This is a genomic window from Pseudomonas sp. AC169, from assembly GCF_979258515.1.
Map to the genome: position 1 here is coordinate 1,813,283 of NZ_OZ409866.1, position 12,806 is coordinate 1,826,088.

8 protein-coding genes are annotated in these 12,806 nt (G+C 60.9%); 5 read left to right on the forward strand and 3 right to left on the reverse strand.

Annotated features, from left to right (window positions below):
- Nucleotides 1-22 precede the first annotated feature (22 nt).
- Nucleotides 23-4,309 carry a DEAD/DEAH box helicase gene (locus tag ACZZ0G_RS08245; RefSeq protein ID WP_463555857.1) on the forward strand — a complete coding sequence of 1,429 codons (4,287 nt, stop codon included), beginning with the start codon at nt 23-25 and terminating at the stop codon, nt 4,307-4,309.
- A 123-nt stretch (nt 4,310-4,432) separates the two neighbouring features.
- On the opposite strand, the gene ACZZ0G_RS08250 is transcribed toward ACZZ0G_RS08245, so the two are convergent.
- Nucleotides 4,433-6,526: a mechanosensitive ion channel family protein gene (locus tag ACZZ0G_RS08250; RefSeq protein WP_463555858.1), complete on the reverse strand. Its 2,094-nt coding sequence runs from the start codon at nt 6,524-6,526 to the stop codon at nt 4,433-4,435.
- 336 nt (nt 6,527-6,862) lie between these two features.
- On the opposite strand from ACZZ0G_RS08250, the gene ACZZ0G_RS08255 reads away from it, so the two are divergent.
- Genes ACZZ0G_RS08255 through ACZZ0G_RS08270 form a run of 4 tightly spaced genes read left to right on the forward strand, consistent with a single transcriptional unit; the run spans nt 6,863 to nt 10,837 of the window.
- On the forward strand, nt 6,863-7,789 hold the full coding sequence (locus ACZZ0G_RS08255) for a DUF72 domain-containing protein (protein ID WP_463555859.1): 927 nt from the start codon (nt 6,863-6,865) through the stop codon (nt 7,787-7,789).
- A complete protein-coding gene (locus ACZZ0G_RS08260; RefSeq protein ID WP_463555860.1) occupies nt 7,786-8,583 on the forward strand; it encodes an endonuclease/exonuclease/phosphatase family protein in 798 nt (265 codons plus the stop codon). The genes ACZZ0G_RS08255 and ACZZ0G_RS08260 overlap by 4 nt, the downstream gene beginning before the upstream one ends.
- Complete coding sequence (gene clsB / locus ACZZ0G_RS08265) at nt 8,580-9,854, forward strand: cardiolipin synthase ClsB (protein WP_463555861.1); 1,275 nt, start codon at nt 8,580-8,582, stop codon at nt 9,852-9,854. The genes ACZZ0G_RS08260 and clsB overlap by 4 nt, the downstream gene beginning before the upstream one ends.
- Nucleotides 9,851-10,837 (forward strand): lysylphosphatidylglycerol synthase domain-containing protein, encoded by a 987-nt coding sequence (locus ACZZ0G_RS08270; RefSeq protein ID WP_463555862.1) that lies wholly within the window; start codon nt 9,851-9,853, stop codon nt 10,835-10,837. Before clsB ends, ACZZ0G_RS08270 begins: the two co-directional genes overlap by 4 nt.
- A 111-nt stretch (nt 10,838-10,948) precedes the next feature.
- Here ACZZ0G_RS08270 and ACZZ0G_RS08275 read toward each other — a convergent pair whose 3' ends face one another.
- Both ACZZ0G_RS08275 and ACZZ0G_RS08280 read right to left on the reverse strand, forming a co-directional pair.
- Complete coding sequence (locus ACZZ0G_RS08275) at nt 10,949-11,707, reverse strand: alpha/beta hydrolase family protein (protein ID WP_463555863.1); 759 nt, start codon at nt 11,705-11,707, stop codon at nt 10,949-10,951.
- Complete coding sequence (locus ACZZ0G_RS08280; RefSeq protein ID WP_463555864.1) at nt 11,697-12,806, reverse strand: DUF3182 family protein; 1,110 nt, start codon at nt 12,804-12,806, stop codon at nt 11,697-11,699. The genes ACZZ0G_RS08275 and ACZZ0G_RS08280 overlap by 11 nt, the downstream gene beginning before the upstream one ends.

Genomic DNA, 12,806 nt, shown 5'->3' on the forward strand with positions numbered 1-12,806 from the left:
CTGCGACCGCATAACTTAAGCCATGAATCTGCCCATCCCCACGGACGCGGCCCTGGCAGGCTTTCACCCCGCCGTCAGCGCCTGGTTCAGCAAGACCTTCCCGACGGTCACCGTCGCCCAGGCCCGCGCTTGGCCGTTGATCCGCCAGCGCCGCTCAACACTGATCGCCGCGCCCACCGGTTCCGGCAAAACCCTGACCGCGTTCCTCGCCGTGCTTGATGACCTCGTCCACCGAGGCCTGGAAAACCCCGACGGTTTACCCGACGAAACGCTCGTCGTTTATGTCTCGCCGCTAAAGGCGCTGTCCAACGACATCCGCATCAACCTGCAAAATCCCCTGGCCGGGATCACCGAACAACTTCGTCAGATGAACCTGCCGGAAGTACACATCACCACCGCCGTGCGCACTGGCGACACCCCGCAAAAAGACCGCGCCGCCATGCGCAAGACCGCGCCGCACATTCTGGTGACCACCCCGGAATCGCTCTACGTCCTGCTCGGCTCGGAATCCGGGCGAAAAATGCTCGGCACCACGCGCACGGTGATCATCGACGAAATCCATGCCATGGCTGCCGGCAAGCGCGGCAGCCACCTGGCCCTGAGCCTTGAACGCCTGCAAGCGTTGTGCACCGAGCCGCTGACCCGCATCGGCTTGTCCGCTACGCAGAAGCCGGTGGAAGCCGTGGCGCAATTTCTCGTCGGGCATGAGCGCCCCTGCGAAATCATCGACATCGGTCACGCTCGACCACGGGATCTCGGCATCGAAGTGCCGCCGGTGCCGTTGTCCGCAGTGATGGCCAACGACGTCTGGGAACTGGTTTACGAACGCCTCGCGGAACTCGCTCGCGAGCACCGCACCACGCTGATTTTCGTCAACACCCGGCGCCTCGCCGAGCGTCTTAGCCGACACCTCAGCGAACGCCTCGGCAAGCACGCAGTGGCGGCGCATCACGGCAGTCTGGCCAAAGAGTTTCGCCTCGATGCCGAACAACGGCTCAAGCGCGGCGAACTGCAAGTCTTGATCGCCACCGCCTCGCTGGAACTGGGCATCGACATCGGCGAAGTCGATTTGGTCTGCCAGATCGCCTCACCGCGCTCCATCGCCGGTTTTCTGCAAAGGGTTGGCCGTTCCGGTCACCAGGTCGGCGGTACGCCCAAAGGCCGATTGTTCGCCACCACCCGCGATGATCTGATCGAATGCGCCGCCCTGCTCGACTGCGTGCGCCGCGGCGAACTCGACACCCTGCACATCCCGGTCGCGCCGCTGGATGTGTTGGCGCAGCAGATCATTGCCGAAGTCAGTTGTCAGGAATGGCCGGAAGACGCTTTGTTCGCGATGTTCCGCCAGGCCTCGCCTTATCGCGACCTCGACGAAAAACACTATCAAGCGCTGCTGAGCATGCTCGCCGAAGGCTACAACGGTCGTCAGGGCATCCGCAGCGCCTATCTGCACCGCGATGCCGTCAGCCGCACGTTGCGTGGCCGTCGCGGTTCACAACTGACGGCCGTGACCAGCGGCGGCACCATCCCCGACAACGCTGACTACAGCGTGATGCTCGAACCGCAAGGCTTGAACATCGGCAGCGTCAACGAAGACTTCGCCGTAGAAAGCATTGCCGGCGATGTGTTCCAACTCGGCAATACGTCTTACCGCATCCTGCGCGTGGAAACCGGCAAGGTGCGCGTCGAGGATGCCCACGGCCAGCCGCCGACCATTCCGTTCTGGCTCGGCGAAGCGCCGGGGCGCAGCGATGAACTGTCTTTTGCCGTCGCTCGCCTGCAAGCGCAGCTCGACAAGCTACTCGGCGCCAGCCCCGGCGATCTGCAACCGGCGCTCGACTGGCTGACGCAAACCCTCGGTCTCAACCTCGCCAGTGCCGAGCAATTGGTCGAATACCTCGCCCGCGCCCGACAAACCCTCGGCGCCCTGCCCTCGCAGGACACGCTGCTGATGGAGCGTTTTTTCGACGAATCCGGCGGCACGCAATTGATCATCCATTCGCCGTTCGGCAGCCGCATCAACCGCGCCTGGGGTTTGGCCCTGCGCAAGCGTTTCTGCCGCACCTTCAATTTCGAATTGCAGGCTGCCGCCAGCGAAGACGCGATCGTGTTGTCGCTGTCCACCAGCCACAGTTTTGAACTCGATGACATCTGGCGTTACCTGCACAGCAACAGCGCCGAGCACATTTTGATCCAAGCGGTACTCGATGCGCCGCTGTTCGGCGTGCGCTGGCGCTGGAATGCCGGGGTGGCACTGGCGTTGCCGCGTTTCACCGGCGGACGCAAAGTCGCTCCGCAGTTGCAACGAATGAAAAGTGAAGACCTGATTGCCAGCGTGTTTCCCGATCAGATTGCCTGCCTGGAAAACCTCGCCGGCGAACGGGAAATTCCCGAGCATCCGCTGATCGAGCAGACACTGGACGACTGCCTGCACGAAGCGATGGACAGCGAAGGCTGGCTCACTCTGCTGCGGCGCATGGAGCGTGGCGAGGTGCGCTTGATCAGTCGCGATCTGCCGGCGCCCTCGCCGCTCGCCGCAGAAATTCTCAGTGCGCGGCCGTACACCTTTCTTGACGATGCACCGCTGGAAGAACGTCGCACCCAAGCGGTGATCAACCGACGCTGGAGCGATCCGCAATCGACCGATGATCTCGGCGCTCTGGATGCAGACGCCATTAACGCTGTCCGCGAAGAAGCCTGGCCGACGCCGAACGCTGTGGATGAAATGCATGAGGCGCTGATGAGCCTGGCGTGTATCAGCGAGGCAGAAGTGCAAGCGAACGAAGGTTGGCGACAGTGGCTGGAAACCCTGTCCAGCAGCGGTCGCGCCTGCCGTTTGCAAATCGATCCCGAGCATTGGCTATGGCTGGCCCGCGAACGCCTGACCTGCCTGCAAGCGCTTTATCCACAGGCCAAATTGCAAGCCGAACTGGAGGCGTTGCCGGGATTCGATGAAGCCTGGACGTTCGATGAAGCGCTGGTCGAAGTGATCCGCGCACGCCTCGGTGCCTTCGGACCGCTGCCGTTATCCGCGATTGCCGAACCGCTGGCGCTGCCGACGACGCAAGTCAATCAAGCCCTTGCCCAACTGGAGCGCGAAGGTTATGTGCTGCGCGGCCAGTTCACGCCCAAGGTCAATGTCGAGGAGTGGTGCGAACGGCATTTGCTCGCGCGCATTCATCGCTACACGGTCAAGCGCCTGCGGCGAGAGATCGAGCCGGTAGCGCTACAGGATTTCATGCGGTTTTTGTTCGACTGGCAGCATCTGTCGCCCTCGACACGCGGTCAGGGCAGCGCCGTGTTACCAGCGATTGTCGGCCAGTTCGAAGGCTACGCGGCGGCGGCTTCAGCGTGGGACAGCGACATTCTCCCGGCGCGGCTCAAGGACTATTCACCGAGTTGGCTGGATGAGTTGTGCCGCAACGGCAAACTGGTGTGGACGCGCCTCAGTGCCCGGCAGAAAGTCAGCGGCACGGCGTTGCGCAGCACGCCGATCGTGCTGCTGCCGCGCAGTCAGGTGGGTTTGTGGAGTGCGTTGGCTGAGCAGACGCCGGTCAGCGAGCTATCGCCGAAAACCCAGAAGGTGTTTGAAGCGTTGAGCCAACACGGCGCACTGTTTTTCGATGAGCTGATTCATGAGGCGCATCTGCTGCGCACCGAGCTGGAAATCGCCTTGCAGGAACTGGTCGGCGCCGGCCTGGTGAACGCCGACAGCTTCGCCGGCCTGCGCGCGCTGATCACCCCGGCGAGCAAGCGTCAGCAGCGCAGCAGTCGGCGTGGACGCGGCGCATTTGTTGGCGGCATGGATGACGCCGGGCGCTGGGCGTTACTGCGGCGCGGGGTAGCCGTGGATAACAGCGAGACGCTGGAACACGTCGCCATGACCTTGTTGCGCCGCTATGGCGTGGTGTTCTGGCGTTTGCTGGAGCGCGAGGCGGATTGGTTGCCGAGCTGGCGGGAATTGCTGCGCACGTTTCATCGGCTGGAAGCGCGCGGCGAAATTCGTGGCGGGCGGTTTGTCAGTGGCTTGGCGGGGGAACAGTTTGCCTTGCCTGAGGCGATTCCACTGTTGCGCGAAGTGCGTCGGCGGCCGCATGACGGCAGTCTGGTTGCGGTGTGCGGAGTTGATCCGCTGAATCTGGCCGGGACGTTGTTGCCGGGGGTGAAAGTGCCGGCACTGGCGAGCAATCGGCTGGTGTATCGCGATGGGTTGCCGGCGGCGGCGGAGATTGCCGGCAAGCAGCAGTTTTGGCTGGAGCTGGATCAGATTGCGATGGAACAGGTGCGCGGCAAATTGATCCGGCATTGACGTTGTCCTCACTGGCCCCTTCGCGAGCAAGCTCGCTCCCACAGGGTTTTGCGGCGTACACAAATCCAATGTGGGAGCGAGCTTGCTCGCGAAGAGGCCGGCACTGCCCCACATAATCTTGCGTCAAGTCCGCGATTCCTGCGGCACCTCGCTCGCCACCACCTCACTCCCCGGCTGCCGCTTGGGTAACAAAACCTGCTGTGGATAAGTCTGCGCGAAATGCACCACCGGACTGTTATCCACAAGCTTCTTCAAGCGCTGGTTGAACGCCCGGCTCACGGCATACTGCCCACCCGACACTGTGCGGAACTGCGCCGTCAGCACCACGCCGTTCAAGTCCATCCTGTCGACGCCAAACACATCCAGCGGCCCTTGCAGGTTGTACTTGAGGAACGGGTCTTCACGGATCGAATCGCCGGTCTCGCGGATCAGCTCAATCGCCTTGTCCACATCCGTGTCATAAGTGAACTGCACTGAGAAAAACGCAAAGGCAAACTGCCGCGATTGGTTGGTCACCGCCTTGATCTGGCCGAACGGCACCGAGTGCACAAAACCCTTGCCGTCACGCAGGCGCAACGTACGAATGGTCAGCCCTTCGACCGTGCCGGCATGGCCCGAGTCGAGCACCACCCAATCGCCAATCGACAGGGTGTCTTCAATGATGATGAACAACCCGGTGATCACGTCCTGCACCAGTTGCTGCGAACCGAAACCGATGGCCAGACCGACCACCCCGGCACCGGCCAACAGCGGCGCAACGTTGATCCCCAGATTGGCCATGGTGGTGATCGCGCAGATCACCACAAGGATGATTTTGATCGCGTTGCGCAGCAGCGGCAGGATGGTTTTCACCCGCGTACTCGGCTGGCGTGCCGCGCGTTTGCTGAGCGGCGGCTTCAGCGCCTCCTGAATCGCTGTGTCGAGCACCACCCACAGCAGCCACGTCACCAGGAAGATCAGGCCAATGCTGCTCAGCGCGTTACTGATTGCTCGTCCGATCGTACTGCTCTGGGCGAAATCGAGCAGCGATACGCCCCAGATCCGCCCGAGGATATCGATGAAGGCAATGGCGATGACGATGCGCAGCAACGCATGCAGCAGGCTCAGAAAACGTTCTTTGTAAGCGCTGCTGCGCTGGATCGCGTTGGCCTTTCGTGACTTGAACAGGTGCTGCAGGATCGTGCTCAGAAACACCGTGCCGATCAGCAAGACCGTGGTGAACAATGCGCAGCGCAGGGCTTTTTGATTGTCTTCGCCGATGCCGATCAGACTCACCGCCGAGACCAGCACCATCAACACGATTGGCCAGTACCACAGCCCCGAGAAAATCCGCAGCGACTCCTGCAAAGAAGGTTGTTTCAGCCGCTGACTCAGCGAGCGATTGCGGATCAGATGCGCAACCGGGCGGCGCAGACGTATCACCAGCAAGCCAAAAATCACCGAGGCGATCAGTCCGGTGAACACGGCAACACTGCTGGTGATATTGCCGCCCAATTGTCGAGCGATCTGCGGGCTGGTCAGTGCATCGCTGAGGGCGGCGAGAAAGCCGATCAGGAACAGCGGTCGTGGGCAGTAGTTGCGGATGATCCGCGCCGCCGGACGTTTGTGGCCGACGTTGAACATCACCACCACGCACAGCAACATCGAAGTCGAAAAGATGCCGCTGCTGGTGGCGTAGGCCAGACACAGGGCCAGCGCGCGTCCGACTGAAGCTTGCAGAAAATGGCTGACATACAGCGTCAGCAGCAGGCAGATCAGCGCTGGAATGGTGTAAGGCAACAAATAGCCGATCAGATCCTGACTGCGCTGGCGGGTGCGCAGCCAGCGACCTTCGCGCAGACGTTTGGCCAACAGACCGCCGAGCACGGTCAACAACGCGAAACTGCCGAGCCAGGTGCCGGACAACGAGAGGAAATCCCCGGCGACGCTCCAGCCCGAGCGGTTCGACGGTTGGTTGACCAGTTTGTCGACTTCGTCGGCTGCGCGGTCGGCGCGCAGGCGCCAGGCGTCAACCAGATGTTCGTTGAGGTCGAGCTTGTCCTGGACGTCGTCGATGCTCGAACTGATTGCGCCGAGCAGGCCGCCCTGCACAATCGGTTCAGGTTTGGCCGCCTCTTCGGTGGCGGCCGGAAGGCCCGGAAGCGCGGCGGCGTCGATTTCACTGGCACCGAGAAACAGCAATGCTCCCAGCACAATGGCGATCCTGAACTTGACCAAAACTCCCATCTCCCGTGGCTGAACCTGTAAGGAACTGATCGATATTTGTGCGGCAAGTTCAAGGGCCCCCTCACCCAGAGGGAGAGGGAACTGACCGAGTCGCCTGATCTGGCTGCACCGATCTGAAAGTCCTGAGTCGAACTCGAATCCTGAAATTTTGAATCTCTGCTCCCTTTCCCCCTTTCCCCCTCGGGGGGAGAGGGTTGGGGTGAGGGGGAGCGCTTTTGATCTTCGCCTTAAAGACGTGACCGTCCGTAATGCCATCGAAACTTTCCCGAACCGTGCGCAGTCATCAAAAGATAACGGCAACACGAGGATTTTCGACGGGAGGGCGGCATGGCAACGATTCACATCGGTATTTCCGGCTGGCGCTACGAACCGTGGCGCGGGGATTTCTACCCCAAGGGACTGGCGCAAAAGCGCGAATTGCAGTTCGCGTCGAGAGCGGTCAACAGCATCGAAATCAATGGATCGTTCTACGCCCTGCAACGGCCCGAACGCTATGCCCAGTGGTACGCCGAAACCCCCGATGATTTCGTTTTCAGCGTTAAAGCCCCGCGTTTCATCACCCACATCCGCCGCTTGCGCGAGATCGAAAAACCGCTGGCGAATTTCTTCGCGTCGGGAATTCTGGAACTCAAGGAAAAGCTCGGGCCGATCCTTTGGCAGTTTCCGCCGAACTTCAAATTCGAGCCTGAGCGTTTTGAACATTTCCTCGCCCTATTGCCCCACGACACCGAAGCCGCCGCCGCCCTCGCCCAGCAACACGACGCTCATCTGCACGGTCACGCGAGCCTGAAAGCCTGGCGCAAAAAACCGCTGCGCCATGCCGTGGAAATCCGCAACGACAGCTTCCTTGATCCCGAGTTTGTGCGGCTATTGAAGCGCTACAACACCGCATTGGTGATCGCCGACACCGCCGATAAATGGCCGTACCGCGAAGACCTCACCAGCGACTTTGTCTATCTGCGCCTGCACGGCGCCGAAGAACTCTACGCCAGCGGCTACACCGCGCCAGCCCTGAAGCGCTGGGCCGAGCGCATCGACGCCTGGCACCACGGCGAGCAACCAAAGGATGCTCATCTGATCGCACCACGCTTGAAGCCACGCGCACGCAAGTCCCGCGAAGTGTTCTGCTATTTCGACAACGACATCAAAGTCCGTGCGCCGTACGACGCCCGTGATCTGCTGCATCGTTTCGAACTGGATAAAGACCTCGCCACCACCCCCGGCGAACCCGCTGGCGAAGGAGTGCTGGCATGAGTATTCCAGAACCGGTCGGCTTCACCGATGAAGGCTCGGTCGTTGCGCCGTCCGTGCGGACGTTCACCGTACTGACGGTCAATACCCACAAGGGTTTCACCGCCCTCAACCGGCGCTTCATCCTGCCAGAACTGCGCGAAGCGGTGCGCAGCGTCGCCGCCGACGTGGTGTTTCTGCAGGAAGTCCACGGCACCCACGAACATCATCCCAAGCGCTACAGCAACTGGCCGACGATGCCGCAATACGAATTCCTCGCCGACAGCCTCTGGCCGCAGTTCGCCTACGGGCGCAACGCGGTGTACCCGGAGGGCGATCACGGCAACGCGTTGCTGTCGAAATTCCAGATCATCCGTCACGACAACCTCGACGTGTCGATCAGCGGCCACGAGAACCGCGGCCTGCTGCATTGCGTGCTGCGTCTGCCCGGTGACGGCACCGAAGTGCATGCGATCTGCGTGCATCTGGGCCTGCGCGAAAGTCATCGCAACGCCCAGCTGGACTTGCTCATGCAACGCTTGGCGGAGTTGCCCGACGACGCCCCGGTGATCGTCGCCGGTGACTTCAACGACTGGCGCCAGCGTGCCGACGCGCAGCTCAAGCCTTGCGGTCTGCGCGAAGTGTTCGCCGAGCACCAAGGCAAACCGGCGCGCAGTTTTCCCGCGCGCCTGCCAACCCTTCGGCTTGATCGTATTTACGTGCGCAACCTCAAGGCCAGCCAGCCGAAAGTCCTGGCGAGCCGGCCCTGGTCGCACCTTTCCGACCACGTTCCTTTATCGGTAGAGATTGAACTATGAGCAGCGCGCCGCTGGAGAAATCCGCCGTGGAACCGGTCGCCATCACCCCGCCGATCCGCGAGCCCGGCCAGGTCGATGTCGAGTACCACTGGCAGGGCAACAACCATGTGCAATTGCTGGAAAACGGCGAGGAGTATTTCCCCCGTGTGTTTGAAGCAATGCGTGCGGCGAAGAGTGAAATTATCCTCGAGACCTTTATCGTTTTCGAAGACAAGGTCGGCGCCGAGTTACAGGAGATTCTGATCGATGCCGCCCGGCGCGGCGTGCGCACCACCGTCAGCCTCGATGGCTTCGGTTGCGGCGAGTTGACCACCGGTTATCTCAGCGCGCTGAGTGCGGCCGGGGTGCATTTGCAGATCTTCGATCCGGCACCCAAGCGTCTCGGCATCCGCACCAATTGGTTTCGCCGCTTGCATCGCAAAATCGTCGTGGTCGATGGCATGGTCGCGTTCATCGGTGGAATCAACTTTTCCGGCGATCACCTGGCCGATTTCGGCCCTGAGGCCAAGCAGGATTATTCGGTGGAAGTTCAGGGCCCGGCAGTGGCCGACATCCATCATTTCGCCCTGCTGCAAAGTGGTCGCCCCGGTCGCGCGCGGTTCTGGTGGCAGCGCCGCCGCCAGCGTCGCGCCGAAATGGCTTTCGACGATCACGACGGACAAGTGCGCTTGGTGTTTCGCGACAACGACCAGCACAGCACCGATATCGAGGACGTTTATCTGCAAGTGCTGCGCCGCGCGAAACGCCGGGTGGTGATCGCCAACGCCTATTTCTTCCCCGGTTACCGATTGCTGCGGGAAATGCGCAATGCCGCGCGCCGTGGCGTCGATGTGCGGCTGATCCTGCAAGGGCAGCCAGACATGCTGGTGGCGAAACTCGCGGCGCGCATGACCTACGATTACCTGCTCAAGGCCGGCGTGCAGATTCACGAATATTGCCAGCGCCCGCTGCACGGCAAAGTCGCATTGGTCGATGAAGAATGGAGCACCGTCGGCTCAAGCAATCTCGACCCGCTGAGCCTGTCGCTGAACCTGGAAGCCAACGTGCTGATCCGCGATCGCGCGTTCAATCAGCATCTGTTCGAGCGCCTCGAAGACCTCAGCAAAAATCACTGCAAAGCCATGGACCCCAGCAAGTCCCCGCGTGGCCGCATCTGGCACATGACCGTGGGTTTTATGGTGTTCCACTTTTTGCGACATTTTCCGTCGATGGCCGGTTGGCTGCCGGCGCACAAACCCCGGCTCAAGCCATTTCGAGGTAACACGCCATGAGCCATTCCGAAGCGCACTCGAGCGGCCACTCGGCAACAGCGACTCACTCGAAATGGACCCGCTGGAAACGTCCGTTGACGCTGCTGTTTTTCCTCGCATTGATCGTGTTGCTGACGCTGTTCGCCACACGCATCGAATGGAAAGAAGTGCTGGAAACCCTCTCCGACTTCAAAGTGCGCACGCTGATCATCGCCGCCAGCCTGACGCTGCTGAGCTTTCTGGTGTACGCCAGTTTCGACCTGATCGGCCGCACCTACATTCGTCAGGATCTGACCTGGAAACAGATCCTGCCGGTGGGGATCATCAGCTACGCATTCAACTTGAACCTGAGCGCGTGGGTCGGCGGGATTGCCATGCGTTATCGGCTGTATTCGCGGCTCGGCGTGAGTAAAGGCAACATTGCCAAGATTCTCGGGCTGAGCCTGGCGACCAACTGGTTTGGCTACATGACCATCGCCGGCGCTGTGTTCAGCAGCGGTTTGGTGAGCATGCCGCCGGGCTGGAAAGTCAGCAGTGCTGCGCTGCAAGGCATCGGTGTTCTGTTGCTGCTGACCAGCGCCGGCTATCTCGCCGCGTGCCAGTTTTCCATGCGCCGCGAGTGGTCGATTCGCGGGGTGGAAATCAACCTGCCGTCGCTGCGCATGGCGGTGCTGCAACTGCTGCTGGGCGCGTTGAACTGGTCACTGATGGCGGCGGTGATTTTCACTTTGCTACCGAGCAAACTCGATTATCCGTTGGTGCTGGGGGTGTTGTTGATCAGTGCTATCGCCGGGGTCATCACGCATATTCCGGCGGGGCTTGGCGTACTGGAAGCGGTGTTTGTCGCGTTGCTGCAACACGAGGCTTCGCGGGGCAGTCTGGTGGCGGGATTGCTGGCGTATCGGGCGATTTATTTTCTGTTGCCGTTGTTGATTACGGTGGTGATGTATCTGGTGGTTGAGGCCAAGGCCAAGGCGTTGCGGATAGAGAAGAAACCTTCTTGAAATTTGTTGAAGCTAATGCCCCCTTCGCGAGCAGGCTCGCTCCCACATTTGGAATGCATTTCCATGTGGGAGCGAGCCTGCTCGCGAAGGCGTCCCGGAGAACACCAAAAATCATGTGGATTGAATAATGCTCAACCGCTCGCCGACGACCATCTCGGTAATCCAATCCACCAATATCGAGGTGTACGCCTGCTGCGAAACCGGTTCGCTCAACGCGTGATCGGCGCCATCAATAATCCGGTGCGTCAGCGAATGCGTCTGCTGACACGCCGCGCGGTAACTCATGATCGCCGCGTGCGGCACGTAGTCATCGGTTTCCGATTCCACCAGCAACACATCCCCGGTGAATTGCGAGCACGCTTGCAGCGCACGGTTGCTGTCGGCGCGCACCAGGGTGCTTCGATAATCACGCAAATCCGCTTTATCCAGCTCACGCTTGGGCGTGTGCCATTGCTCGTCGCGATACAACGCCGGCACGCGCAACGCCAGCCAGCGCACCGGACGCAACGAGGTGAGGATCGAAGCCAGATAACCGCCGTAACTGGTGCCGACCACCGCGATCGCCGAGGTATCGAGCGCCGGATGTGCGAGCAAGCGGTCATACGCCGCGAGCAGATCGCGCAGATTATCTTCGCGCGTCACACGGGTCAGCGGGATCCCGGTGCCGCCGGTATGCCCGCGCAAGTCGAACGTCAGGCAGACACAACCGAGACCGGCGATGCCTTTGGCGCGCTCAAGGTCGCGCTCCTGGCTACCGCCCCAACCATGCACAAACAACACACCCGGCACTTTCGATTTGGGACTGAGAAAGGTCCCGCTCATCTGTTCATCATCAATGTCGATTTGAATGCTTTCGCTTCTAGCCGTCATAGGATTTGACCGTTACGTATTTAAGGAGAAATTCACTGTTCTCGGCCGGCCCGCGATACACCTCGATGGCGTCCGCCGGCAGCGGCTGATCGATGTAGGTTTCCACCGAAGACACGCGGATCGCACGCATCGCCGGATCGTTGACGAAACTTTGCAGCGCCGCTACTTCAGCACTGCTCGCGCCGCCCATGCGCCAGGATTGTTCGAGCACGCCGCTGCGGGATTTACCGTTACTGTCCAGGCCCTGGGCGATGTCATAGTTGCGCCGCGAAGCATAGAAGCGCGGATAAGCCTCATTGGCGGCAGCGTCGAAAACCTGTGCCTGCTCAATGGCCAGACGCACATCGTCGGGCAGGTCCAACTTCAGTAGTTCGTCATAATCACCCTGCACCACCAGCAAATTCGAGCCGCCGTAGACCTCTTCGCCGTGGGCGTCCTTGGTCAAGTATTGATCACCGCAGTAGCTCAACACTTTATCGCCGATGAATGACTGGCCGACGCTGTGAGTGACGACATCACTCAAGTCCTGCTCCAGTACCACGCCTTCACTGAACTGCTTTGCAATGTCGGGACGGGCAAGGATTTCATCGAAGGCATCGAGACTTTTGATCACTTCCTGGCCGCGACCGGCGCAGGCGTGAACCGGCTTCAAGCGGATCGGGCCGCTGTACAGCAAATGCTCGGCAGCAAGCCGCGCATCTTCCAGCGCAAACACACTGAGACCGTCGAGCACCACACTGCGCGTGCGTTCGCTGAACAGTGGCGACCAACCTTGTGGCGCCGTGGCCAGATGGCTGCGTAAACCGTGGCTGATGGCTTTGGTGCAGATGAAATCGTGCTCGACAAAGCCGCCCCACAGATCTTCCGCGCCATTGATGCCCAGCGCTTGGGCTTGGGCAGCGCCGACGATGGTTTGCGTCGGCAACAGATACAGATCACGGCCGCGATGTTTTTCCGGGTCGTAACTGCCACCGAATTTGAACCCGAGAATCTGCGCCAGCCATCGCGCCAGCGCCTTGTTGGTCTGTACTTCATGTTGCGGCGCGTCGGCGCGCACCGAGTGAGCGACGACGATTTTCCTGCGGGGTGTCGGGGTCAT